Annotated in this window: 21 protein-coding genes; 10 read left to right on the top strand and 11 right to left on the bottom strand. The window is 75.4% G+C overall.

Annotation, left to right across the window (positions count from 1 at the left end; translation table 11 throughout):
- Positions 1 to 2: 2 nt before the first annotated feature.
- Positions 3 to 1184, top strand: coding sequence for an efflux RND transporter periplasmic adaptor subunit (locus MNY62_RS02630; RefSeq protein ID WP_242342543.1), 1182 nt, complete (start codon positions 3 to 5; stop codon positions 1182 to 1184).
- 70 nt (positions 1185 to 1254) lie between these two features.
- Here MNY62_RS02630 and MNY62_RS02625 read toward each other — a convergent pair whose 3' ends face one another.
- The 3 genes from MNY62_RS02625 to MNY62_RS02615 all read right to left on the bottom strand — a co-directional run bounded on the left by MNY62_RS02625 (position 1255) and on the right by MNY62_RS02615 (position 5452).
- Entirely contained in the window at positions 1255 to 2679 is a 1425-nt protein-coding gene (locus MNY62_RS02625; protein WP_242342542.1) for a hypothetical protein, read from the bottom strand.
- A 506-nt stretch (positions 2680 to 3185) separates the two neighbouring features.
- A complete protein-coding gene (locus MNY62_RS02620) occupies positions 3186 to 4364 on the bottom strand; it encodes a pyridoxal-phosphate-dependent aminotransferase family protein (protein WP_242342541.1) in 1179 nt (392 codons plus the stop codon).
- Between the two features lie 341 nt (positions 4365 to 4705).
- A complete protein-coding gene (locus MNY62_RS02615; protein WP_242342540.1) occupies positions 4706 to 5452 on the bottom strand; it encodes a 16S rRNA (uracil(1498)-N(3))-methyltransferase in 747 nt (248 codons plus the stop codon).
- Between the two features lie 91 nt (positions 5453 to 5543).
- Here MNY62_RS02615 and MNY62_RS02610 point away from each other — a divergent pair, with 91 nt between their 5' ends.
- The 3 genes from MNY62_RS02610 (at position 5544) to MNY62_RS02600 (ending at position 8580) form a co-directional block, all read left to right on the top strand.
- Positions 5544 to 5879, top strand: a complete 336-nt coding sequence (locus tag MNY62_RS02610; protein WP_242342539.1) for a hypothetical protein — start codon at positions 5544 to 5546, stop codon at positions 5877 to 5879.
- A 107-nt stretch (positions 5880 to 5986) separates the two neighbouring features.
- On the top strand, positions 5987 to 6340 hold the full coding sequence (locus MNY62_RS02605) for a response regulator (RefSeq protein WP_242342538.1): 354 nt from the start codon (positions 5987 to 5989) through the stop codon (positions 6338 to 6340).
- 158 nt (positions 6341 to 6498) lie between these two features.
- Entirely contained in the window at positions 6499 to 8580 is a 2082-nt protein-coding gene (locus tag MNY62_RS02600) for a GtrA family protein (protein WP_242342537.1), read from the top strand.
- An 87-nt stretch (positions 8581 to 8667) separates the two neighbouring features.
- On the opposite strand, the gene MNY62_RS02595 is transcribed toward MNY62_RS02600, so the two are convergent.
- The 3 genes from MNY62_RS02595 to MNY62_RS02585 form a co-directional block, all read right to left on the bottom strand.
- Positions 8668 to 9246 (bottom strand): cytochrome c3 family protein, encoded by a 579-nt coding sequence (locus MNY62_RS02595; RefSeq protein ID WP_242342536.1) that lies wholly within the window; start codon positions 9244 to 9246, stop codon positions 8668 to 8670.
- A 118-nt stretch (positions 9247 to 9364) separates the two neighbouring features.
- On the bottom strand, positions 9365 to 10006 hold the full coding sequence (locus MNY62_RS02590) for a trimeric intracellular cation channel family protein (RefSeq protein ID WP_242342535.1): 642 nt from the start codon (positions 10004 to 10006) through the stop codon (positions 9365 to 9367).
- Positions 10007 to 10094: 88 nt separating this feature from the next.
- Complete coding sequence (locus MNY62_RS02585; RefSeq protein ID WP_242342534.1) at positions 10095 to 10520, bottom strand: CBS domain-containing protein; 426 nt, start codon at positions 10518 to 10520, stop codon at positions 10095 to 10097.
- 144 nt (positions 10521 to 10664) lie between these two features.
- On the opposite strand from MNY62_RS02585, the gene MNY62_RS02580 reads away from it, so the two are divergent.
- On the top strand, positions 10665 to 11393 hold the full coding sequence (locus tag MNY62_RS02580) for an RNA methyltransferase (protein WP_242342533.1): 729 nt from the start codon (positions 10665 to 10667) through the stop codon (positions 11391 to 11393).
- Between the two features lie 30 nt (positions 11394 to 11423).
- On the opposite strand, the gene MNY62_RS02575 is transcribed toward MNY62_RS02580, so the two are convergent.
- Together MNY62_RS02575 and MNY62_RS02570 are read right to left on the bottom strand one after the other, a co-directional pair.
- The gene (locus tag MNY62_RS02575) at positions 11424 to 12293 is read right to left on the bottom strand and encodes a PfkB family carbohydrate kinase (protein WP_242342532.1); all 870 of its coding nucleotides are present in this window, start codon (positions 12291 to 12293) and stop codon (positions 11424 to 11426) included.
- Between the two features lie 80 nt (positions 12294 to 12373).
- Positions 12374 to 13033 carry a class I SAM-dependent methyltransferase gene (locus MNY62_RS02570; protein WP_242342531.1) on the bottom strand — a complete coding sequence of 220 codons (660 nt, stop codon included), beginning with the start codon at positions 13031 to 13033 and terminating at the stop codon, positions 12374 to 12376.
- A gap of 133 nt (positions 13034 to 13166) precedes the next feature.
- Here MNY62_RS02570 and MNY62_RS02565 point away from each other — a divergent pair, with 133 nt between their 5' ends.
- From MNY62_RS02565 to MNY62_RS02555, 3 genes are all read left to right on the top strand, one after another.
- Positions 13167 to 13460 (top strand): hypothetical protein, encoded by a 294-nt coding sequence (locus MNY62_RS02565; protein WP_242342530.1) that lies wholly within the window; start codon positions 13167 to 13169, stop codon positions 13458 to 13460.
- 67 nt (positions 13461 to 13527) lie between these two features.
- Positions 13528 to 13890, top strand: coding sequence for a PilZ domain-containing protein (locus tag MNY62_RS02560; RefSeq protein ID WP_242342529.1), 363 nt, complete (start codon positions 13528 to 13530; stop codon positions 13888 to 13890).
- A 594-nt stretch (positions 13891 to 14484) separates the two neighbouring features.
- Entirely contained in the window at positions 14485 to 15669 is a 1185-nt protein-coding gene (locus MNY62_RS02555) for an HNH endonuclease (protein ID WP_242342528.1), read from the top strand.
- Positions 15670 to 16054: 385 nt separating this feature from the next.
- On the opposite strand, the gene MNY62_RS02550 is transcribed toward MNY62_RS02555, so the two are convergent.
- Together MNY62_RS02550 and MNY62_RS02545 are read right to left on the bottom strand one after the other, a co-directional pair.
- Positions 16055 to 17584, bottom strand: a complete 1530-nt coding sequence (locus MNY62_RS02550; RefSeq protein ID WP_242342527.1) for a DUF3482 domain-containing protein — start codon at positions 17582 to 17584, stop codon at positions 16055 to 16057.
- Complete coding sequence (locus MNY62_RS02545; RefSeq protein ID WP_242342526.1) at positions 17581 to 19074, bottom strand: DUF2868 domain-containing protein; 1494 nt, start codon at positions 19072 to 19074, stop codon at positions 17581 to 17583. The genes MNY62_RS02550 and MNY62_RS02545 overlap by 4 nt, the downstream gene beginning before the upstream one ends.
- Positions 19075 to 19319: 245 nt before the next feature.
- Here MNY62_RS02545 and MNY62_RS02540 point away from each other — a divergent pair, with 245 nt between their 5' ends.
- Together MNY62_RS02540 and MNY62_RS02535 are read left to right on the top strand one after the other, a co-directional pair.
- On the top strand, positions 19320 to 20936 hold the full coding sequence (locus tag MNY62_RS02540; RefSeq protein ID WP_242342525.1) for a methyl-accepting chemotaxis protein: 1617 nt from the start codon (positions 19320 to 19322) through the stop codon (positions 20934 to 20936).
- A 67-nt stretch (positions 20937 to 21003) separates the two neighbouring features.
- Positions 21004 to 21465 carry a cache domain-containing protein gene (locus MNY62_RS02535; RefSeq protein ID WP_242342524.1) on the top strand — a complete coding sequence of 154 codons (462 nt, stop codon included), beginning with the start codon at positions 21004 to 21006 and terminating at the stop codon, positions 21463 to 21465.
- Between the two features lie 54 nt (positions 21466 to 21519).
- On the opposite strand, the gene MNY62_RS02530 is transcribed toward MNY62_RS02535, so the two are convergent.
- On the bottom strand, positions 21520 to 23091 hold the full coding sequence (locus MNY62_RS02530) for a B12-binding domain-containing radical SAM protein (RefSeq protein WP_242342523.1): 1572 nt from the start codon (positions 23089 to 23091) through the stop codon (positions 21520 to 21522).
- Positions 23092 to 23220 lie beyond the last annotated feature (129 nt).

Raw genomic sequence — 23220 nt, 5'->3', positions numbered from 1 at the left:
ACATGGCCGCCTCGCGCAAACGGATCGCGCTCCTCGCCGTGGCCGCGGCGGTCGCCGTCGGCGTGGTCGCGCTCGCGCTCCGGCCGGAGCGGGTCCGGGTGGACGTCGGCGCAGCGTCGCGCGGCCCGATCCGCGAGACCGTCGACGGCACCGGCAAGACCCGGGTCCGCGAGCGGTTCGTGGTCTCGGCGCCCGTGCCTGGGCACCTCGAGCGCGTGGCGCTGCGGGCGGGCGACTGCGTGGCGGCGAGCGCGGTCGTCGCGGTGATGGCGCCGGCGGGGTCCGCGCCGCTCGACGCGCGCACGCGCGCGGAGCTCACGGCGCGGCTCGCCGCCGCTCGAGCGGCGCTGGAGGAGGCGCGCGCCGGCGCGAGCCGGGCGCGGGTCGCCTCCGAGCAGGCGGGGCGCGATCTCGCACGCACGCGCGCGCTCGCCTCGGGCGGCTCCGCGCCGGCCTCCGAGGTCGAGGCTGCGGTCGCCCTCGCGCAGGGGAGGGCGGAGGAGGCCGACATGGCGGAGCACGCGGTGCGCCGGGCCGCCGGAGAGGCGGAGGCGGCGCGTGCCGCCCTCGCCGGGGCCGCGGCCCGGGGCGGGGAGCGCGTCCCGCTCCGTGCCCCGGCGGAGGGGCGCGTGCTCGAGGTGCTGCGCGAGAGCGAGGGGCCCATCGCCGCCGGTACGCCCATCCTCGAGCTCGGCGACCCGCGCGTCCTCGAGGTCGAGGTGGAGCTCCTCACCACGCAGGCGGTCCGCGTCGCGCCGGCCGCGCCGGTGGAGGTCGTGCGCTGGGGCGGGGAGGGCGTGCTCGCCGGGCGGGTGCGCAGGGTCGAGCCCTCCGCGTTCACGAAGGTGTCGGCGCTCGGGGTCGAGGAGCAGCGCGTGTTCGTGCTCGTCGATCCGGTCGGTCCGGGATGGGAGCGGCTCGGGGACGGCTTCTCGGTGGAGGCGCGCGTCGTCGTCGCCGCTCGCGAGGATGCGCTCCAGGTGCCGGCGTCGGCGCTGTTCAGGAGCGGCGACCGCTGGGCGGTGTTCGTCGTGGAGGGTGGACGGGCGCGGCAGCGGGAGGTCACGGTCGCCGAGCAGGGCGAGGTCGCCGTCGCGATCGCGTCCGGGCTCACCCCCGGCGAGCGCGTGGTGCTGCACCCGACGGACGCGATCGCGGACGGCACGCGCGTCGCGCCGCGGTGACGGAGCGGCTCCGCCAAACGACAGCGCGATGCGCGACACCGGAGGTGATCGCGAATCGCGAGCTGTCGTCTCAGCCGGTCACGCCGAGCCGCTCGGAGGAGCGCTCGAGCCTGCGCACCGGGCGCACGAGCGCGTCGTGCGTCGCCTCGCTCGCGAGGCGCAGGAAGACGTAGCGGTCGAGCTCGAGCGCGCCGGCGAGCGACTCGGCCAGCCGCTCGAGGCGGCGGGCCTCGAGCCGGCTGCGCTCGCTGGCGGCCCGCTCGGCGTTCACGGCGCTCTGCTCGAGCGCGCGGATGCGGCGCCGGGCCTCGGCGCGGTCGGCCTCGACCCGCTCCACCTCGGCGCGCGCCTGATCGACGATCTCGATCCGGCGCGCGCGCTCCGAGACGTCGCGGGCGAGGGCGCGATCCCAGGCGAGCGCCGCGTCGAGGGCCGCGTCGCGGCTGGCCTGGAGCCGCGTCGCGACCCGGACGAGGAGCGCGCCCGCGAAGGGGACGATGGCGAGGAGCGCCACGTGGGCGAGCCGGTTCGGGGCGGTCGCGGCGGCGGCGACGCCGCCGGCCAGGAGCGCCGCGAGGAGCGCCGCGGTGCCGACGAGGCCACGGCGGGGCGCGCCGTCCGGCCGGTCGAGCAGCGCGGCACGCTCGAGCGAGACGGCCGCGAAGGCGAACACGGCCGCGGCGGCGCCGAGCGCGAAGATGAGCGCCATCCCCACCGGGACGGGCGAGGAGTTCAGGGCCTCGACGACGCGCGACGGGTCCACGCCCTGGGCGGACAGGATCGGGCCGGAGAAGAAGAACGCCTCCGCGACCACGAGCGCGAGCACGAAGCCCCGCAGGATCGCGGCCGGCGCCGGCGACGGGACCGGCGGGCGTCCGAGCTGCTCGGGCGTCGCGTCCACCGTGGAGGGCGCCGGCACCTTGCCCGCGGCGAGATCGTCGGCGAGGGTGCGCGCGAGCGCGTCGGCGCGGCTGCGGGCGGCCTCGGCGCGCGCGTCGAGCGCCGCGAGCGCGGCCAGCGCCTCGCGGATCTCCTGCGCGGCGAACGGTCCCTCGCGCTCGACGAGGGACTTCATCCAGCGCGCCTGGTCGTCCGTCCGGGGCTGCGCGGCGTACGACGCGCCGTAGGCAGCCGGGATCGCGGGCGCCGCGGCGACGCGGGCGTGCACGACCGGCTCGCCGCCCTCGACGTCGACGACGACCGGCAGATCCTCGAGCGTGACGGGGAGCCGCGACGCGTACTTCGCGAGGCGGTTGCGCAGGAAGTCCTCGAGCCGGACGCCCGAGCGGACCGCGAGCCGCGCCTCGAGCGCGACGTCGAGCCGCGACCGGGACACCCTCACGTCCGGCAGCGGCTTCGGCGCCTTCGCCGCAGCGCGGGCTGCGGCGCGCCGTCGCGACGCCTCGACGGCGAGGTCGAGCGCTCGGCGCCAGGCCGGCCCCTTCCGCCGCTTGAACTCCGCCACGAGGCCGACGTTGTCGTCACCGACGTGCATGGACTCGATGCCTCCGTTCCCCACCCGTCGCCGAACCTATGGAGGGCAAGCGAGCCCTGGAAGCGAACCCGGCGGGGCGAGCCTGGAGGGGCTCGGTGGAGAGGCGTACGGGCGGCGCGGGAGGGTTCGAGATCCGAGCGTGGCCTCGCTCGGAAGGACGCCCGGCCCGGGAGGGAGCCGTGCTCACGGAAGTCCTGCGGCGCAGCGCGATCGCGAGGTGAATCCCCCTCGCCTCGGGGGCGGCCGATCGGCGGGACCTGCAACGGGCCCTCGCCGGCGTCCTCGCCCTGCCAGGTTCACTGCGAGCGCCAGTCCGGTGGTGCGTAAAGTTGGGGACCGAGCGGGCGGTCGCTGGGGGTCGGCGAGAGGGGGGACGACGCGCGGGGAGCGGCGACCCGACCCCGACCCCGACCTAGACCCGACGCGACCCGGACCTCCCAAAAACCGCGCCCCCGACCCGGGCCAGCCGGGCGGGGGCGATCATTCGTCGCGGACGCGGCCGAGCGCTACCCGCGCGCGTACACCTCGAGCGCGGCCGCCGTCGCGGTGCCCGGCTTCGGCGCCTTGCCCTGCTTCGCGAGCGCCTGCTCGATCGCGGCGAGCACGACGAGCACGCTCTCCTGCCGCGAGCCCTCGCCCATGAGGCCGATGCGCCAGACCTTGCCCGCGAGCGGGCCGAGGCCGCCGCCGATCTCGATGCCGTGATCGGCGAGGAGCGACTTGCGCACCGCGGCCTCCTCGATCCCCGCCGGAACCTTCACGCAGTTCAGCGTCGGGAGCCGGCGACCCTCCTGCGCCTGCGGCGAGCACCCCAGCGCGGCGAGGCCCGCCATGAGCGCGGCCGCGTGGCGGCGGTGGCGCGCGAAGCGCGGCTCGAGCCCTTCCTCGTGGACGATCCGGAGCGCCTCGCGGAGCGCGTAGACCATGCTGATGGGCGCGGTGTGGTGGTAGGCGCGCTTCCCCTCCGCCCAGTAGTCCGCGATCATCGACGCGTCGAGGTACCAGCTCTGCACCTTGGTCTTGCGCGCGCGGACCACGTCGAGCGCGCGGTGCGAGAGGGTGAGCGGCGCGAGCCCCGGGGGGCAGGAGAGGCACTTCTGCGTGCCGGAGTAGCAGGCGTCGATCTCCCAGGCGTCCACCTCCACCGGCACGCCGCCGAGCGAGGTGACGGTGTCCGCGACGAGGAGCGCGCCGTGCGCGTGGCAGAGCTTGCCGAGCCCCTCGAGCGGCTGGTGCGCGCCGGTCGACGTCTCGGCGTGCACGATGCCGACCGCCTTCACCTTCTCCTTCTTCAGCTCCTCCTCGATCCGTCCGAGGTCGCAGGTCTGGCCCCACGGGATCTCGATCTTCACGAGCTTCGCCCCGCAGCGGCCGACGATGTCGGCCATGCGGTTGCCGAACACGCCCGCCGCGACGACGACGACCGTGTCGCCCGGCTCGACGACGTTCACGAGCGCCGCCTCCATGCCGGCGGAGCCCGTGCCCGACACCGCGATCGTGAACGGGTTCTGGGTCCGGAAGACCGCGCGGAGCTGGCCCTGGACGTCGTTCATGATCTCCAGGAACTTCGGGTCCAGGTGGCCGAGGAGCGGCGTCGACATGGCGCGCAGCACGCGCGGGTGGACGGGGCTCGGCCCGGGGCCGAGGAGGAGGCGGGCGGGCGGAGACAGCTCGGGGACGTTCATGTGCGGGACCTCGTGGGTTACGGGCGCGCGGCGGTGGTGCACGCCAGCTCGAGAGCGCGAGTCGAGTACAGATACACCACGGGGTTATCCGCGGCCCAGGGGTCATGGGGGCTCTCCGGGGCCGGTCGTCCGGCCGGGGGAGAGGCCGCACGCGGCAGGACGGGCGCGGCGCGTAAAACGGCCGATCGGAATTTCGCGATCAGGCGAGCGAAGCGAGCCCGCCGGGGCGCCGCCGCGTTCGCGGCGAAGCCGCCACGCGGTGGCGCAGGGGACCCGGCCAGCAGGGGTGGGGCCCCGACGACGGCGGCCAGCCGTCGGCGGGGCGGGGGCGCAGCCCCCGCTTAGATCGACGCGCGCCCCGCACCCCGGAGCCAGAGCTCCACCTGGCCGACCGCGTAGGGCACCGCCGCGTCGACGCGCAGCACGCGCGGCCCGAGCGAGAAGGGCGCGAAGCCGCGCGCGCCGAGCGCGTCCGCCTCGTAGGGCGTCCAGCCGCCCTCCGGACCGATGGCGACGCAGGCCCGCTCGGAGAGCGGCGTGAGCGTCTCGAGCGGCGCGCTCCCGGCCGGGTGCGCGAGGAGGCGCGATCGCGCGGGGAGCGTCGCGTCGAGCTCGTCCTCCACGAACGGCTTGAAGAAGCGCCGGAGCGACACCTCGGGGAGGATCGTGTCCTTCCCCTGCTCGAGGCCCAGGACGAGCTCCGCGCGGATCGCGTCGGGCGCGAGCAGCGGCGAGCCGAAGTAGCTCTTCTCGACGCGGTAGCTGCCGAGGAGCACGAGCCTCTTCACGCCCATGGAGGCGACCGCCTGCAGGACGCGGCGGAGGATCTTCGGACGGGGCACGGCGGCGAGGAGCGTCACCGGCGAAGGCGGCGGCGGGTCGCGATCGAGGCGGGGCGCGATCACCACCTCCGGGCCGGAGGCGTGGAGCACCTCCGCCTCACCCATGCGACCGCCCACGACGCCCGCCTGGATCCGATCGCCCGCGACGGCGCGCAGGACCTCGCGCACGTGCAGCGCGCGCCGGCCGGCCAGCCGGGCGGTCCCGTCCGCGGAGAGCTCGGAGGGCTCGAGGAGGAGGAGGTTCACGGAGGCGGAGACTACACCGCGCCGAGGCCGCCGCAGCGCACCTGGCCCCCCCGCCGGGCGCCGGGCCGTACGACCGGGTACAATCCGCTCGATGCCTGCGGATGCGTCCCAGTCCTGGACCCTCATCTCCGTCCTCTTCTCGTCGATCCCGCTCTCGCCGTCGCTCGCCGCGACGCTGCACGAGGCCGCGGTGGACCTCTACAGGCGCGACGACTCCGTGGGGCAGGTCGCGGGCGACCTCATGAGCGGGCGAGTCGTGAATTTGAAGAAGACGATGCAGCTCGGCGCGATCACGGGGCCCGCGTTCGAGGCGAAGCTCGACACGGAGCGCGGCGCCGGGACGGTCCGGTACCTGCTCACGCGGCAGGGCCTCGAGCTGCTCGGCCTCTCCGGCGAGCGGTCGCGCGAAGGCGGCTATCTCAACTGATGTCGGCGGGCGGTGGCGCTCCGCCCGACATCTGCGCACCGGCACGCCTGAGCCGTCCCTCGGTCGTGCGACCGGGCCGCGCGCGCGTCCGGGGTAGGCTCGCGCCGATGCCTTCGAGCAGGCGAGTCCTCCTCATCGAGCAAGACACCGCGGTGCGCGCGTCGCTCTCCGCGGCGCTCGCCGGCCGCGGCGCGGAGGTCGTCGTCGCGAGCGACGGCGCGGACGGGCTCGCCCGGCTCGAGGACGGCGCCGCGCCGGCGGTGGTGCTCCTCGGCCTCCGTCAGCCCCGGCTCGGGAGCGAGGCGTTCGTGACGGCGATGCGCGCCGATCCGCGCTTCGCCGACGTGCCCGTGATCACGATGGCCGGCGACGGTCACCACCGTCACGGCCCGACGCCGTTCGACGTCGACGACGTGCTCGCGCTCGTGCTGTCGCTCTGCGACCCCGATCGCCACGCCTGAGCGAGCGCACGGCGGTCGTGGAGGTCGCCGCCGGAGTGGACGCGCCGCGCGCACGCTCGCGCTGCGGCCGAGAAACCCTCGTTGGGCGTGACGACCCGTTACGGGAATGCCCTTCGGGAGCGTCGCTCCCAGCGTGAGCACCGGGAGGGGAATCCCCGATGAAGGGTGGTCGTCTCGCGCGGTTCGCCCTGGTGGGGCTCTCCGGTGTCCTCGTGAACCTCGCGGCGCTGCACCTCTTCGCCGGGGTGCTCGGGGTCCAGGAGGTCGTCGCCTCCGCCCTCGCCATCGAGACGAGCATCGTCACGAACTTCGCCCTGAACGACGCGTTCACCTTCCGCGATCGCCGCGCGCTCGGCGCGGGGGTCGTGGGCCGGATCGGGCGCTACCACGCGGTGAGCCTCGCGGGCGGCGTGGTGCAGCTCGTCACCTTCGTGCTCGTCGCGCTGGCGCTCGTGCGGACCCTCGGCCGGGCGGAGCTCGGGGGCCTGCGGTACCTCGCCCAGGGCGCGGGCATCGCCGTCGCCTTCGCGGTGAACTATCTGGGGAGCCTCCGCTTCGCCTGGGGGCCCGCCGGGGCGTGCGCGCCGAAGCCGGCGCTCTCGATGCGGCGCCCGGGGGCCTGGATCGCGCCCGCCATCTTCGCCGGGATCATCGCCCTCCACGTCCTGCCGATCTGGCTCGTGCACTACTTCCCGACGCAGGATGGGCCGCTGCACGTCGAGAACGTCCTCTCGCTCATGCGCTACCGCCACTCGCCGCTCCTGCAGCACTGGTACGTGGCGAACTGGGGCGCGCAGCCGAACTGGCTCACGCAGGCGCTCCTCGCCGGGCTCCTGCAGGTCGTCGGCCCGCTCACGGGCGAGAAGCTCGTGCTCACCGGCTACACGGTGCTGTTCCCGCTGGGCTTCCGGGCGATGCTTCCGCCGGGGCGCGACGGCTGGTGGGCCGCCTTCGCGGCGTTCCCGTTCGTCCACGCCTTCCCCTTCCAGATGGGCTTCTGGAACTTCTGCTACGGGCTCGCGCTGGCGCTCCTCACGGTGGGGTTCTGGATGCGAAGCCGCGGCCGGCTCGGGATCGGCCGCTGGCTCGTGCTCGCGGTGCTGTCGGTGCTCCTCTTCCTCGCCCACTCGGTCGCGTTCGCGGGCGCGTTCGTCGCGATCTGGACCCTCCTCGCGTGGCGGCTCGCCCTCGCGCTCACGCGCTCACGCGGGCAGCCGGGGCGCCGGCGCGCCGTGGTCCGCGCTTACACGGCGCGTGCCGGCGGCGCCGCGCTGGCGATGCTGCCCGGGGCGGTCCTGCTCGGCGCGTGGCTCGTCGCGCACGCGGATCGCGCGTCCTCGCGCATCCCGGTCTACGAGCTCGCGGCCAAGCTCGCGACCGCGTACGCGCTCGTCTCGATCGATCGCCGCGAGATCCTCCTCGCGTGCCTGGTGTCGCTCGTCCTGTTCATCGGCGTCGTGCACCTCGCCCTCGTGCGTGCCACCTCCACGCGCGCGTTCCGGCCGCACGACGGCTGGCTCCTCGCGGCGGTCGCGTTCGCCGTCCTGTACTTCGTGATGCCGGAGGTCGTGGCGTCGGGCGCGCACGTCTCGGACCGCTTCGCGCTGCTCACGCTCCTCAGCGTGGCCGCCTGGATCGCCACGGGCGCCGCGCCGGCGATCGCGGTGCGGCGACTCGCCCTCGCGCTCGCCGGCATCGCGGTCGTGGCGACGGGGATCCGCTACGACAAGCAGCGCCACCTCTCCGGCTACGTCGAGGAGTACGTGGCGGCGGCGGCGGGGCTCGGCCCGGACCGCGTGCTCCTGCCGATCGCGATCTCGCCCCACGGGCCGGTCGACGCGAACGGCCGGAACCTCGGCTATCGCGTGAAGCCGCTGCTGCACGCGACCGGCTGGATCGTGGCGAGCAACGGCGGGGTGGATCTCAAGAACAGCCAGGCGTTCACCGATCACTGTCCGCTGCGGTTTCCCGCCGACAACAACCCGTTCCTGATGCTCGCCGGATCGCTCGCGAAGATGGAGGGGATGCCACCGTGCATCGACCTGCGCGCGGCCGTGACCGCGCGGGTCGACTACGTCCTCCTCTACGGCCTCACCCCCGACGCGCTCGCGAGCCCGTGCGGCGCGCGGATGGCGCGCGAGCTCCGGTCCCGCTACGAGCCGGTCTCCCGCTCGGCGAGCGGCATGCTCGAGATCTGGCGGCCCAGGCCGGAGGGCACGCAGCACGCGCAGTATCCCTGACGTGACCGCGGCACGGCCCCCGCGGACGACGAGGCCCCCCGGCGCGGCGCGCCGGAGGGCCTCGGACGGCTCACGAAGAGCGGACGGCTACTTCTTCGCGGGCGCGGCCGCGGGCGCAGCGGCCGCGGGCGCAGCGGCGCCGTTGCGCTGATCCATCGAGCTGAAGATCGCCGCCTTCTTCGCGACGACCTTCCCATCGGCCTTGGCGGAGTGGCAGACGGCGCAGAACGCGTCCATGCTCTGCCCCTTCGCCGTGTCGACGCGCAGGTACTTGTAGTTCGCGTTCGACGGGTGCGGGTCATGGCAGCCGACGCACTCGAACCGGCCGCCGCGGAGGAGGTCGGCGGGGACGTTCGCGACCTTCGGGTTCACCGAGGTGAGGCCGTACGGGTGGCTCATGTGGCCGGAGACGGGGGCGTAGCCCTGGCCGCCCTTCGAGGTCTCCTCGTGGCAGCCGAGGCAGAGCGCCGTCGAGCCGGTGTACGCGGCCTTCGTGCGCGGGTTCTGCGCGACCTTGTTCGGGGCCACGGCGAAGATGACGTCGCCCTTCGCCGTGTGGATGCCGTGGCAGCCGTTGCAGCCGACGCCGTCGTGCCCGCCGAAGGCGAACGCGGAGAGAGGCAGCGCGGCCGCGAGGGAGAGGACGAGGATTCGAACGCCGTTCATGTGAAGAGCTCCTGATGCTTACCGCGGGTTGACACCCTCGATGGGTGCGAAAGCCGCGGGACTCTACGCAAACGGGTCGCTCGGCTGCCTTGACGAAGAGCAACCGGGCGAGCGTGCGTCAGGGGCCGTGGTCGGGTTCGAACGCGCCGGTTCGCCAGCCGAGCCGGATCGAGAGGAGACGTACCATGAACGCGAGACCTATCCCCCCGATCGCCGCGGTCTCCTCGGGCAGGTGCAGCCCCGCCGCGAGCGCGATGAAGGCGAGCACGCCGGCGAGGGCGGCGAGCGCGTAGAACTCGCCCGGCTTGAAGATGAGGGGCTCCTCGCGCACCAGGACGTCGCGCAGCATGCCGCCGCCCACCGCGTTCACGCAGCCGACCAGCGCCACCGACACGAGGGGGAGGCCTGCGGCGAGCGACTTCTGCGCGCCCACCACCCCGTATACGCCGAGGGCGAGCGCGTCGACGATCTCGATCGCGAGTCGGGCGCGCTGGACGTGCCGGCCGAAGAACGCGCCGGTGAGCCCGCCGCCGAGGACGCCGAGCAGGTAGCGCCCGTCGGTGAGCACGGCCGCCGGCCCCTGCTGGAGGAACAGTCCGTCGCGGAGGAGCGCGCCGCCGAGCCCCGTGGCGAACGAGAGCACGAGGATGCCGACGAGGTCGTAGCGCTTCCGGACCGCGGAGATCGCGCCGGTGACCGCGAACAGGAACGAGGCGGCGACGTCGAAGAAGATGGGGAGGTGGAAGCCGCCGTGGAGCACGCGCGCTACTTAGCACGACCCCAGCCGCCGCGAACGCGCGAGCTCACGGCGGCACGGCCTCGCGAGAGCCAGAGCGCCCGCTCCCCGCTCACGGGGCGTGGAGCGCCGGGTCGCGCGCGTGGCGGAGCACCTCCGCGGCGAGCGCCGTGCTCGCGTTCGCGATGTCCTCGACGGAGAGCATGCCGGCGAGGTGCCCGGTCCCATCGAGCACGATGAGCCGCCGCACCGCGCACGCCTCCATCGCGTGCGCCGCCTCGGCGAGCTCGTCCTCCTCGGTGCAGGCGACGACCTGCGGCGTCATCGCCTCACGGACCCGGGTGCGCCGGGGATCGGCGCCCGCGGCGGTCGCCCGCACGGCGAGATCGCGGTCGGTCACGATCCCCGAGAGCGTGCCGTCCTCGAGCACGGGGAGGGCGCCGACGCCGAGCTCCTTCATCTTCCGCGCAGCCGCGACCAGCGTCTCGTCGACGCCGATGGTCACGGCGTTCCGCGTCATCACCTCGCGCACTCGCATCGCCCACCTCCGCGTCCATCGAACCTCACGCGCTCGCGTCGCGCGAGAGGGACCGTCGGGGCGCTCCCGTGGAGGCGGGCAGCGCGCCGCGCCCACCGTGGCGCCGGCCGAGCGGGCGGGCGAGGAGGCGTCGTACGATGTCGCATGGCCGAAGCGAAGCCCCTCGTCGCCGCCCCCGTGCGGATCGTCCTGCTCCGCCCGCGCAACCCCGAGAACCTCGGCGCCGTCGCCCGCGCGATGAAGAACTTCGGCCTCGGCGACTGGGCGATCGCCGAGCTCGGCACGCACGACTTCGCGACCGCGCGCAGGGTGGCGGTGCACGCGGAGGACCTCCTCGACCGGCCCCGGCTCGTCCGGACGCTCGACGAGGCGGTCGCCGACTGCGCCTGGGTCGTCGGCACGAGCTCGCGGAGGGTCCGCGGCAAGCGGCGCCTCGCTCCCGCGGCGGTCGCGCGCGAGGCTCTCGAGCGCGCCCCGGCCGGGCGGACCGCGATCGTCTTCGGCGACGAGCGCAGCGGGCTCACGAACGACGAGGTCCACCGCTGCCACGACCTGTCGGCCATCCCGACGGACGAGGCGCAGCCGTCCGTGAACCTCGCCCAGGCGGTGCTCCTCTACGCGTACGAGCTCCGGCGGGCGGCGCTCGAGGCGCACGAGCGGGCTCCCGCGCCCGCGCCGGCGGGCGCGACGGACGAGGAGCTCGGCAACCTCGAGGAGGCGCTGCGGACCGCGCTGCGGACCGGGGGCTTCCTCGCGGGACCGGAGCGGCACGCGGTGCGCGACCTCGTCGCGCCGCTGCGTCGCGCGCGGCTCACGCAGCGGGAGGCGAGGCTGTGGGCGGCGGCGCTCCGGACGCTGGGGAGGGAGGGGTAGAACTCGACCGCGATCGCGACCTCGACCCCATCAACCCGCGATCACGGGCACCCGGCCCGCGCGCTCCGCCGCCTCTCCGATCCGCGGCAGCATCTCCCCTCCCACGCCCTCGACCACGATCGACGCAGCCGCCGCGCCGAGGCGGGCCGCGTCGCCCGCGTCGGCGCCGCGCGCGAGCGCGAGGAGGAAGCCGGCCGCGAACACGTCTCCGGCGCCCGTCGGATCGACCTCGCGCGTCGGGAACACGCCCACGTGGAAGGTGCGGCCCCTCGCGGTGACGGTGCAGCCGGCGGCGCCCCGGGTGAAGACGACGATGGGCACGGCCGCGGCGAGGCGCGCGAGGAGGTCGTCCTGGCCGGCGAGGTCGTCCTCTCCCACGAACGCGGCGGTGACGCCGGAGAGCTCGGCCGGCGCGAAAGACCAGCGCGGCTGCACGACCGCGCCGTCGGGCGCGACGGCACGCACGAGTCCCTGGACGCCCAGGCCGACGATGCGTGCGCCGGCGGCGTCCGCGAAGGCGCGGGGCGAGATCTCGCCGAGGACGGGCGCGAGGTGCAGCACGTCCGCCCCGCGCCATGCGGCGGGGAGCGCGGCGGGATCGAGCGGCGGGGCGGCGGCCTCGACCCGCTGCCGGCGGCCGCCGCCGGGCGCGTGCACGTTCACGAAGAGCGTGGTCCGCGCCGCCGCCGCGATGCGGGACTCCATCCCGGCGAGCGCGCTCTGCGGGTAGTCGGGGCCGGCGGCGGTGAGCACGCGTGCCTCGGCGCCGAGCCCGCGGAAGGTGTGCGCCGCGTACCACGCAGAGCCCCCCGGGACGAGCCGCCCGGCGACGCGGTCGAGGGTCACGAGGCCGCAGACGACGGCCGCTGGACGCGCGAGGGAGGAGTGCAGGTCGAGCATCGCGCCGAGCCTAACATCCGTCCCGCCGGGCGCAGCCTCGCGAGCAGGATCCGGCGGGGCCCGCCCCGACGCGCCGAGGGTCAGGGCAGGATCTCGAGCACGCGCGCCTGCCGGACCGGACCGTCCTCGATCTCCACCGTCGTTGGGACGTCGTAGGACGCCCGGACGACGAAGCCTTCGCGCGGCGCGTAGGTGCGGCCCGCGTCGCCGGCGAGGACGCGCACGCCGAGCGCGGCGAGCCGGTGGAACCAGGCGAGGCTGCGGGCGGCGAGCGACCGCTCGTAGAACACGTCGCCGGCGAGCAGCACGTCGACCGCGGGGAGCGGCGCCTCGATCGCGTCGCCCGCCCGGAACTCCGGCGCGACCCCGTTCAGCCCTGCGTTCACGCGTACGGCCGCCTCGCAGAACGGATCGAGGTCGAGCGCGAGGACCTTCGCCGCGCCGGCGCGGAGCGCGGCGATGGCGACGAGGCCGCTGCCGGTCGCGAAGTCGGCGATCGAGCGCCCGCGGACGAGCTCCGGGCCATCGAGCACGTACCGTGCGAGCGCCTGGCCTCCCGCCCACGGAAAGGCCCAGAACGGCGAGTCGTCCCATCCGGCCAGCTCGGCGGCCGTCGCGTGCCACAGCGGAGTGAGCTCGCTCGCCTGATGGAGGACGAGCTCCGGCGCGAGCGGGACGGGCGCGGGGTCGGTCCGCTCGCGGACGAATTGGACGAGCTCCTCGAGCGTTCGCAATGGCACGCACCAGACCACGCAGTTGCCGCCTCACGCAACCCGGACGGGCGGGCGCCGCCCTCCTTGCCGCACCCGGAGGCGGCTCCCCTTGGGGCACTTGGTGGCTCGGCTGCCGTGACGGAGGTTCGCCGCAAGGGTCATGTGGACGGTCATTCGCTTCGCGCTCTCGGGCGCCGATCTCGCTCCGTACCGCGCCGCCTTCGAGCTGCTCGGGCGCTCGGGCTTCCAGCCGCATCGCCGCCCTGACGCGGCAGCCGCCTGCGAGGTGTTCCCCGCCTCGGTGGTCGCGGACCTCTTCCAGGATCCGGGGGTCGTCGCGCGCGCCATCTTCGAGGCGCTCGCCGGCGCCCGGCTTCGCCCGGTGATGGTCACGGGCGCGCACGTGGAGGTGCGCGCTCGCGCACGCCCCGAGCCGCCCGTTGCGCCGCGCTGATCCCTCGGGCGAGGTTCGACGGACGAACGTCGTCGGCCCTCCAGCGGGCCGCGCGCGGAGGTCCTGCATGGACGCACCCGACCGGCGGCGGTTCTCGCGCATCCCCTTCCACGCCGGCGTCGAGCTGCACGTGGAGCGCGGCACCGCGCCCGCGCGGCTCCTGGACATCGGGCTCAAGGGCGCGCTCGTCGAGGTGGGCGAGGGGCTCGAGGTCGAGCGCGGCGACCCGTGCGCGCTCGCGCTCCGGCTCGAGGGCGGCGAGGTGGTGATCCGGATGGACGGCGCCATCGCGCATCGCGAGGGGACGCGCCTCGGCGTCCGCTGGTACGCGATCGACCTCGAGAGCATCGCGCACCTCCGCCGGCTCGTGGAGCTGAACGTCGGCAGCGACGTGCAGGGCGAGCTCGCGGCGCTGGTGGGGGGCGCGTAGGGGCCCGACCCTCGACCTCGACCGCGATGGACCTCGCGGGCGAGCTGGCCTCGATTCATCACATCTCAGGGTCGACCGCCCGGAGGGCCGTACGCCGATGGATTGGCGTATGGATGCGCGCATCGGACTCGGGCATCAACGAGGTGGGATCGCGCTCTCCGGGCACGGTTCCGAGCGGCCCGGCCGGAGTGGCGGGTTCAGGCGAGCGTCTCCACCGAGAGCGTCTTGCCGTGACCGCTCGCGCCCACGCGCGGCGGCGAGCCCGGAAGAGGCGCACACCAATTCACTAATCGTGACAACTATCGCCAGAGGAAGCGCCGGTCGTCGTACGGGCTTCCTGACGATATGAACAATCCGTCCCAGTTGCGGTGCGTAAAGAACGTCCTTGACTGCTCCCGCCGAAGTTCCGCTCCGGGGTTCGAGGCGGCGCGATAGGGCCGCTCCAGCGCGCGCAGCTGGGCCTGGCGCGCGAGTTCGACCGCGGGAGGGGGTTGCCGAGAGGAGGCCGAGAAAAGCCGCGCTCGCGCGAGCCTGGAGCGCCTCCGGAGCTCCCGAAATCGCGTGTTACGAAGGGTGCATATGGAGGTGCACCTTATGTCTTCGTTCGCCCCCGCCTCACTCGACTCGGACGCCCTCGCCGTTCGCTTGCGCCAGCTCGCCGGAGAGGAACGAAACGTCCAGGTCGACTTCCTCCTCCACCTCGACGAGTTCGACCGACGGCGCGCCTTCGTCGAGGCGGGGCATGCCTCGCTCTGGGCCTATTGCCTGAAGGTCCTCCACCTCCGGGAGGGGGCCGCCGGCCGCCGCATCCAGGCCATGCGCGTGCTGCGCCGCTTCCCGAGGCTCGAGGCGCCGCTGCGCGATGGGCGCGTCTGCCTGTCTACCGTGACGCTCCTCGGCCAGGTTTTCACCGAGGAGAACGTGGACGACCTCCTCTGCCGCGCCGCGTACCGGACCCGCGCCGAGGTCGAGCACCTCGTCGCCTCCATCCAGGCGCGCGCCGCGCCGCGCGCGGGGATCCGCAAGCTCCCGGAGCGCGAGCCCGCCCAGGCGAGCGCGGCGCTGCCGCTAACAGCGCCGGAAGCTGGCGGGGAGCGCGCCGAGCCGTCGGAGGGAGCACCCGCAGCGCCCATGCCCGCGAGCCCGACAGACGGCGCGTCCCCGGCAACCCGCGAAGTCCGGAGCGAGAGGCCGAGGCGCAGGTCGGAGACCGTGGCGGTCACCGAGAGCCACTGGTCCCTCCGCGTCACCCTCGACCGCGCCTGCAAGGAGGACCTCGAGACGCTCCGATGTCTTCTCTCGCACAAGATCCCGGACGGTGACCTGGCGGCGGTGCTCCACGAGGCGATCCGCTGCGCCATCGAGAAGCACGGCAAGCGCAAGGGCGCGGTCGCGCCGGAGCGAAAGACAAAGCGCCCGGAGCCGACCGCGGCGGCGTCCCCGGAGCCGACGTCCACGATCCCAGCGATAGTGCGCCGCGCGGTGTGGAAGCGCGACGGCGGGCGCTGCGCCTGGGTCGGTCCGGACGGGTGCCGCTGCAGCAGCCGCTGGAAGCTCGAGCTCGACCACATCCAACCCGTCGCGCTCGGGGGGCCCTCGACGATCGACAATCTACGGCTCGCCTGCCGAGCTCATAACCTGCTTCACGCCGAGAGGACCTTCGGACGCGAGCACATGGAGCGCTTCCGCCGCGACCTGGCCGAGGGCACGACGCCGCAGGAACGCGCTGGCGTCGCGCCCCTGCGCCCCGTCCTGCAGCTAGGAATGTGGGCGCAGTGAGACTTGCGGGCCGGCACGGCTGCGCCGGCGCCCCGCGCGCGGACGGCGCCTCGCCGCCGCGGCGGCACCCAAGCGACGGCTCTCCAGCTTCGGTCGGGCCGACGTCGCGGCGCGGCGCCTCCGCCAGGCGTTCGACCTCTCGGCCCGGGTCCCAGCAGTCAACGCTCGCCGCGAGCTTGCCGCTCGCGTACCGCTCCGAAGGGCGCGTTCCGGGCCGCACGGGCTCACCCCCGTCGATGCCCCACCGGTCCGCGCGCTGGGCCGCTCGTCGAGCGGCAACCGCGTGCACGGTTGCATCACCAGGACGCGATGAATGATGAGCATCGGCGCCCGCCGCGGAGGCGGCCACAGCGCGAGATCCGTCGCGCGGCGGCGGGTGGGCCCGTCAGCGCGCGGGCGTTCCGCGCGCGGGGGCGGGGCCGCCCGGGAGCTCTCCCGTCGAGGGCTCCTCGCCCGGGACGGGATCCACGCGGCGCAGGATCCGGGCGATGGCCCGCTCGAGATCGTCCGCCAGCCAGCGCGGCGGGTCGTAGGGGTCGCGCCGGAGCCGCCGGAAGAGCGCCTCGAGCGCGCGCCGCTCGCCGCGCGCGAACTCCGCGACGATGCCTGCCCGCGCGCCCTCGCCGGCGTCGACCGCGATCGCTCCGCGCCGGGCGTGGGTGCGGCGGACGACGCTGTCGTAGTGGAGGAGCGCGCGATCGAGCAGGACCCACGGGAAGTTGGGCTGCGCGTGGGGTCCGATCCGGAAGCGGCGCGCGCCGGACCAGTAGCGCTGGACGTCGAGGAGGAGGCCGGGGATGCCGGGCGGCCCGATCGAGCGGACGCGCGCGTAGCGCCTCCCGACGCCGTACAGCGCGCCGCCGCCGCCGAGCGCGCCGCCGAGGACGGTGCCCGCGAAGATGCTCGCGCCGCCGACCGCGGCGTCCACCGCGCCGCCGATCGCCGCGCCGGCGAGCGCGCCGGCGGCGACGAGCTGTGCGGGCGAGAGCCCGAGCATCTTCCACGCCTCCTCGGCGAAGAGATCCTGGCGGTACACCGGCCGCTCGAGGCCGGGGCCCTCGTCGAACCGCGCCTCGCGGTGACCGTAGAGCGCCTCGACGCGACGGCGCGCCTCCTGCTCTCGCGCGCGGAGCGCGTCGTGGAAGCTCCGCTCGAGCCGGTCGCGCTGCTCCTCGATGGCGGCCTCGTCCTCGACCGCGAGCTCCTCGGTGTGCGTGAGCGCGTCCACGAGGAGGCTGGAGACGAGCGCGGCCGCCTCCTCCCGGCGCCGCCGGCGCTGCGCGACGAGCGCGGCCACGGCCTCGTCCACCGCTGCGCGCCAGTCGGGCCGGAGCTCCCGGAAGACCTGCAGGAGGTGCACGCGCTCCTCGAACGAGACCGAGAACGCGTCGAAGTCGCGCACGATCTTGAAGTGCTGATCGAGCGCGCGGCGCCACTCGGCCGCGTGGTCCTCCGTGCCGATCCGGTTGACGAGCGCCATCCCGGGCCGGCCCGTCCAGCGGAGGATCTCCATCTCCGCGTCGTAGTTGGGGCGGTACGGGTGCGTGCCGTCGACGACGTACAGCACGCTCGCGCCGGCGAGGATCGGCGCGAGCAGGCGGCGCTCCTCGACGAACTCGGAGGTGCCCTCGAAGGCGCGCAGGAGCTCGGCGACGCGCGCCGGCCGCTCCGCGGCGCTCACCTCGCGCGCGCGGAGCCAGGCGAGCGCGCGCGGCGCGTCCTCGAACCCCGGCGTGTCGACGAGCACGAACAGCGTCCGCCCGTCCACGCGGACCGGGAACTCGCGGACCTCGGTGGTGGTCCCCGGCCGCGCGTCGATGCGCACCGAGTCGTCCTCCGCGAGCGTCGCGACGATGCTCGACTTCCCCTTGTTCACGCGGCCGACCACCGCGAAGCGCGGCACCGCCGGGATCACGGCGCCCCCCGGAGCGGCTCGACGGCGAGGTACGGATCCTCGAGCCGGGCGAGCCCCTCTCGCCAGGTGCGGACGGTCGCGTCCGCGGCCGGGCCGACGCGGTCCTCCCTCACCTCCGCCACGAGCACGAGCAGGTGCCGGCGGGGGCCCAGGGCGGCGCGCAGGTCGCGCACGAGCCGCAGCGCCGCCCGATCCGGCGCCTCGAAGCCCTCGGCGACCACGACCACCGGCTCCGCCCCGTCCACCGCGGCGAGCCAGCGCGCGCCGAGCTCGTCGCGCCCCTCACGCCCGCCGGCGGCGTGCACGTTCGCGATCTCGCACCGGACCTGCCGCGCGATGGCCGCCGCGAGGCCCGGGTGCTCCGGCACGTCTCGCCAGAGCACCACCGCGCAGCGCGTCCCCGCGGGCGGCGCGGCGGCGGGGACCGGACCCTGGAGCGCCCCGGAGAGCGCGGGCTCGGGGACGACCGCGCCCGTCTCGACGAGCGGGCCTGCGAGCCGGGCGAGGACGCGCGAGATCTCGGCGTCGTCGAGCGGCAGGCGGGCGAGGAGGCGCGCGGCGCGGAGGCGGGCGACGGCGAGCGCGAGCGCGCGCGGGAGGAGGCCGTAGGTCGCGACCGCGGCGAGGAGGAAGCGCCACCACCCGCCGACGAGGGCGAGATCCGCGGCGCGGCCGGCGCCTGCGTGCAGGTAGGCGCCCTCGAGGCGCGAGTAGCGCGTCGCCTCCACCAGGGCGAGCGAGGGGGCGGCGTCGGGCCAGAGCCACGCCCACGGCCGCGCGAGCGCGGAGACGAGGGCGTGGAAGCGAGGCGCGTCGAGGTCGACGAGCGTCGTGCTCCAGGCGAAGGCGATGTCGGAGAAGACGACGAGGCGCAGGCACCCGAGGAGCGCCCCGACGTTGAAGGCGACCCCGAACGTCTGCGTCGCGCCGAGCAGGAGCCAGGGCTCCACGGCGTGGTACAGCGAGCGGCGGCTGCGCAGCCGGTGCCAGAGCGCGCGCCACTCCTCCGCGCGCGCCGTTCCCGCGGCGCGCCTGGCGAGGCGCGGGTAGAGCGCCCCGACCGCCTCGCGGAAGACGCCCACGAGCGGCGCCCCGAGCGTCGCGAGAGGGAAGAGGAACGCGGAGAGGAGGAACAGGAGCAGGAGCACCTGCACGCCGACGAGGACGAGCAGCACGTCCCACACGTTCACGGGGTGCTCGCCGGTGTAGTGCAGGAGCGCGGTGGCTGCGCCCCAGCCGAGCGCGAGCCCCAGCGCCGCCAGCGCGAGCCGGACGCCGGCCAGCGCGCGGGACACCGTGCGCCCGGGGAAGAGGAGGCCCGGCTCGCGCTCGCGGAGCGCGGCGAGCCAGCGGCCGAGCAGCTCCGCCCGTCCGCCCGCGCGGGAGTCCTCCCGCAGCGCCTCGCGATCGCGCCGCTCGAGCGCGCCGGCGGGCGCGTCCCGATCGCGGGCGAGCTGGGCCTCGAGGTCGATGAGGTCGGCGAGCGTCACGGCAGGTCGCGGAGGGAACATAAGGGATTGGCGCGCCCGGGTCCCGGCCGGCGGGTGTGCTCGACCTCGGGTCGGCCGGGCCGGGCCCGTCCGCCTGCGGCGGCCGCGGAGCCCTATCCGCCCGGGTCCCAGGATCGGCGGCAGCTTGGACCCCCGCTTCTTGACGGTGCGCGGATCCGCCACAGGCGGCCTCCGTCCTGCATTCGGAGGACGGTCGAGACGTCCTGTCCGGGTAGGTGAACGTGATGAAGCTGCGGCTCAGTGGGAAGGTGCTGGGACTCCTCGTCGTGGCGGTGATCTTCGTCGCGCTGGTCGGCGGCGCCGGTCTCCTCGCCACGTCCTCGATGGGCGGCGTGGTCGGCGACTACGCGCGCGCGAAGGTGCCCCAGCTCGTCGCGGTGTCGCGCCTCGCCACGGCGGTGGGGCGCGCCACGGGCGCGGCCTCGGCGGTCGAGAACGGCACCCTCGAGCCGGCGGTGCACGAGGCCGCGCTTGCGCTGATCGCCGGCCAGCTCCGCGAGGCGGTGGACGCCGAGCGGGGGTTCGAGGCGGCGCGGCGTGGCGCGGACGCCGGGGCGCCCGCGATCGCGCCCGCGCTCGACCGCTGGAAGCAGGATCTCGCGCAGCTCGACGCCGCCGCGCGGGCGAGGCAGGAGGCGGGCGCGGCGGGCCAGTTCGCGGAGGAGGCCGGCGCGCAGCACGACGTCACGGACGCGTTCGAGCGCCTCCGCGTCGACGCGCAGCGGCTCCTCGAGGTCGTCGACGCGAGCGCGGCGGAGACCCGCGCCGCCGCCGACGCGAGCGAGGCGCGCGCCCGCGACGCCGAGGCCGAGGCCCGGCGCGACATCGCGCTCGTCTTCCTCTTCGCGACGACGGCGCTCGCCGCCGCCGGGGCGTTCCTCGTCCGCGCCATCCGCCGCGGCCTCCGCTCGGTCGTGCAGGCGGCGGAGCGGATCGAGGCGGGCGACCTGCGCGACGCGGTGGAGGTGACGAGCCAGGACGAGCTCGGCGACCTGCAGGCCGCGATGCGCCGGATGGGCGCACAGCTCGCGCAGGTGATCGGCGACGTGCGCTCCGGCGCCGCCGCGCTGGCCTCGGTCGCGGGCCAGGTCTCCGCCACCTCGCAGCAGCTCTCGCAGGGCACCGGCGAGCAGGCCTCCAGCGTGGAGGAGACCTCGGCGCTGCTCGAGGAGATGAACGCGTCCATCGGCTCCAACGCGGCGAGCAGCCGGGACGTGGAGCGGATGGCGGGCGAGGGCGCGAGGAACGCGGAGCGCAGCGGCGCGGCCGTCGCGGAGACCGTGAACGCGATGCGCGCCATCGCCGACCGGGTCTCGATCGTCGAGGAGATCGCCTACCAGACGAACCTCCTCGCCCTGAACGCCGCCATCGAGGCGGCGCGGGCGGGCGAGCAGGGGCGGGGCTTCGGCGTCGTGGCGACCGAGGTCCGAAAGCTCGCCGAGCGCAGCCAGGCGGCCGCGAAGGAGATCGGCGAGCTCGCCGCCCGCTCCGTCGGCGTCGCCGAGCGCAGCGGCGGGCTCCTCGCGGAGCTCGTGACGACCATCGCGACGACCGCCGAGCGGGTGCGCGAGGTCTCGGCGGCGTCGCAGGAGCAGTCGGCCGGCGTGGGTCAGCTCTCGAAGGCGATGACGGTCGTCGATCAGGTCACGCAGCGGAACGCCTCCGCCGCCGAGGAGCTGTCTGCCACCGCCGAGGAGCTCTCCACCCACGCCGACGCGCTCCGCGAGCGGGCCGCCTTCTTCACCGTCGCGGACGACGGCCCCGCGAAGGCGCCGGACGCCCACCCGCGCGCGCTCGCCCCGGCCGACCTGCCCCGCCTGCGCGCCGCCGGCGCCCGCTGACCCGGGGCCGCCCCGCGACGCTCCACCCGCCGACCCGATCTCGCACCCCGATCCTGGAGGATCCCGCATGAAGAAGCTCCTCGCCGCCGCCCTCGCCGCCGTCGTCCTCGGAGCGTTCGGGCAGGCCGCCGCCGCAGAGCCGTACGCCACCAGCAAGGACGCCGAGCTGCTCGTGCACCGGGCGGCGCTGTTCATGAAGAAGGAGGGCAAGGAGAAGGCGATCGCGACCTTCAACGACCCGCACGGTCCGTTCATCTACCGGGATCTGTACGTCTTCGCGTACGACCTCGACGGCACCTGTCTCGCGCACCCGACGAAGCCGGAGCGCGTCGGCAAGAACAACATGAGCGACAAGGACCCCGACGGGCGGGAGTTCGTCCGCGAGCGGCTCCAGCTCGCCCGGAAGCACGGGAAGGGCTGGCAGCAGTACAAGTTCAACAACCCCGTCACGAACAAGGTCGAGCAGAAGGTGGCGTACTTCGAGCTCGTCGACGGCGTGGTGCTCGTCGCCGGCGCCTACAAGAAGTAGGCGCGCCGCCCCTCGGGCCGAGGGCTCCCGCGCGGTCCGAGGCGCCGGTCGCCGTCAGGAGGCGGACGGCGCCGCAGCCGCGCGAGCGAGCCCGGCGCCGGACCCGGGTCCGGCCGCCCGGAGCGCGGCGAGCCGCCCGTCGAGGCGCGGCAGCACCTCCTCGTGCGTGTAGCGGAGGAGGTGCTCGCCGAGCACCGCGAGCGTCACCGCGCGCGGGACCGCCGCGGGGCCGAGCCGCAGCGCCTGGGCGACGAGGCGCCAGAAGTGCCGGCGGCGCGATCCGCGCGCGCCGAGGCGCCAGACGATCCGCGCGAGCGCGGCGAGGGACCCCGGCCTGAGCGGGCTCGGGCGGGCCGGCGCGAGCGCGAGGTGCAGCGCGCAGCGGCGGAAGTACGCGTCCTCGTCGTAGAGCTCCGCGAGCAGCCGGCGGTAGCCCTCGAGGAGCGGCAGCTCGCCCATGGCCGGCTCGAAGTTCGTCTCGCCGAACTGGTCACCGCTGGCCTCGGCGCGCAGCCGACCCTCGCGCGCGAGCCGTCGCCACAGCGCGGTGCCGGGCAGGGCGGTCAGCGTCCCGACCATCGCGCGCGGGATCGGGAGCGCCTGGATGAACGCGCGCTGGCGCGCGAACGTGCCCGCGTCGTCGGCGTCGAAGCCCACGATGAACCCGGCGAACACCTCGAGCCCGGCGGCGGTGAGGCGCATCACCGCCTCCGCCGGATCGACGCGCAGGTTCTGGCGCTTGCCGGCCTCCTGGAGGGCGGCGCGATCGGGCGTCTCGATCCCCACGAACACCGCGGAGAAGCCGGCGTCGATCATCGCGGCGAGCAGCTCCGGGAGCGTCGCGAGATCGAGGCTCGCCTCCGTGTAGAGGTCGAACGGCCGCCCGTGCGCCTCCTGCCAGCGCGCGATCTCGGGGAGGAGCCGGGCCGCCGCGCGCCGGTTGCCGATGAAGTTGTCGTCGACGAGGAACAGCGGCCCGCGCGCTCCGAGGCGGCGGAGCGCCTCCAGCTCGGCGAGCACCTGCGCCGCGGTCTTCACCCTCGGCGTGCGCCCGAAGACCTCGATGATGTCGCAGAACTCGCAGCTGAACGGGCACCCGCGCGACACCTGGATCGCGTGGCTCGCGTAGCGGTCGAGGGCGAGGAGATCGAAGCGCGGGACCCGCGCGAGCGCGAGATCGGGCCGCTCCTCGCCGGCTGGCGAGAGGACGCGGTCGTGACCGCCGGGGTGCTCGAGCGCTTCGACGAGCCGCTCGAGCCGGCCCTCGGCCTCGCCCTGGAACACGTACCCCGCCTCCGGGAACCGCTCCGGCAAGGTGGTGGGGGCGGGCCCGCCCGCGACGGTGACCTTGCCGAGCGCGGCGGCGCGCGCGAGGGTCGCGCGCATCGACGGAGCCTGCACGAGCATGCCCGACACGAGCACCGCGTCCGCCCAGCGGAGGAGCTCGTCCGGCAGCGCCTCGAGGTGCTCGTCGTGGAGCCTGAGCTCCCAGCTCGCCGGCAGGTGCGCCGCGAGCGTCGCGAGCCCGAGCGGCGGGAGCGCCGCGTCCTTGCGGATGAACGGGAGGCTGTGCCCGTAACCCCAGTACGTCGGCGGCGTGGAGCCCTGCACGAGGAGTGCACGCATTCGCGCGGTTTACGCCGCGCGGGTCATCCGTGAGTCACGAGGCCGAGCCTTCGGTGGGGTGACCAGGCCGAGGCGGTCGCGCGGCCCGGGTCGAGCCGCCCGAGGGGCCCGCGCAGGGCGCACGTCCTC

This window comes from Anaeromyxobacter terrae (assembly GCF_022690685.1).
GTDB classification, from domain to species: Bacteria; Myxococcota; Myxococcia; order Myxococcales; family Anaeromyxobacteraceae; genus Anaeromyxobacter; species Anaeromyxobacter terrae.
This window is presented reverse-complemented; position numbering and strand designations above follow the sequence as displayed.

Excerpts from the sequence above, each read along its gene's own strand:
- MNY62_RS02630 (WP_242342543.1), top strand. The coding sequence starts at position 3 with ATGGCCGCCTCGCGCAAACGGATCGCGCTCCTCGCCGTGGCCGCGGCG.
- MNY62_RS02625 (WP_242342542.1), bottom strand. The coding sequence starts at position 2,679 with ATGCACGTCGGTGACGACAACGTCGGCCTCGTGGCGGAGTTCAAGCGG.
- MNY62_RS02620 (WP_242342541.1), bottom strand. The coding sequence starts at position 4,364 with ATGAACGTCCCCGAGCTGTCTCCGCCCGCCCGCCTCCTCCTCGGCCCC.
- MNY62_RS02610 (WP_242342539.1), top strand. The coding sequence starts at position 5,544 with ATGCCTGCGGATGCGTCCCAGTCCTGGACCCTCATCTCCGTCCTCTTC.
- MNY62_RS02605 (WP_242342538.1), top strand. The coding sequence starts at position 5,987 with ATGCCTTCGAGCAGGCGAGTCCTCCTCATCGAGCAAGACACCGCGGTG.
- MNY62_RS02600 (WP_242342537.1), top strand. The coding sequence starts at position 6,499 with ATGAAGGGTGGTCGTCTCGCGCGGTTCGCCCTGGTGGGGCTCTCCGGT.
- MNY62_RS02595 (WP_242342536.1), bottom strand. The coding sequence starts at position 9,246 with ATGAACGGCGTTCGAATCCTCGTCCTCTCCCTCGCGGCCGCGCTGCCT.
- MNY62_RS02585 (WP_242342534.1), bottom strand. The coding sequence starts at position 10,520 with ATGCGAGTGCGCGAGGTGATGACGCGGAACGCCGTGACCATCGGCGTC.
- MNY62_RS02580 (WP_242342533.1), top strand. The coding sequence starts at position 10,665 with ATGGCCGAAGCGAAGCCCCTCGTCGCCGCCCCCGTGCGGATCGTCCTG.
- MNY62_RS02575 (WP_242342532.1), bottom strand. The coding sequence starts at position 12,293 with ATGCTCGACCTGCACTCCTCCCTCGCGCGTCCAGCGGCCGTCGTCTGC.
- MNY62_RS02565 (WP_242342530.1), top strand. The coding sequence starts at position 13,167 with ATGTGGACGGTCATTCGCTTCGCGCTCTCGGGCGCCGATCTCGCTCCG.
- MNY62_RS02560 (WP_242342529.1), top strand. The coding sequence starts at position 13,528 with ATGGACGCACCCGACCGGCGGCGGTTCTCGCGCATCCCCTTCCACGCC.
- MNY62_RS02555 (WP_242342528.1), top strand. The coding sequence starts at position 14,485 with ATGTCTTCGTTCGCCCCCGCCTCACTCGACTCGGACGCCCTCGCCGTT.
- MNY62_RS02540 (WP_242342525.1), top strand. The coding sequence starts at position 19,320 with ATGAAGCTGCGGCTCAGTGGGAAGGTGCTGGGACTCCTCGTCGTGGCG.
- MNY62_RS02535 (WP_242342524.1), top strand. The coding sequence starts at position 21,004 with ATGAAGAAGCTCCTCGCCGCCGCCCTCGCCGCCGTCGTCCTCGGAGCG.
- MNY62_RS02530 (WP_242342523.1), bottom strand. The coding sequence starts at position 23,091 with ATGCGTGCACTCCTCGTGCAGGGCTCCACGCCGCCGACGTACTGGGGT.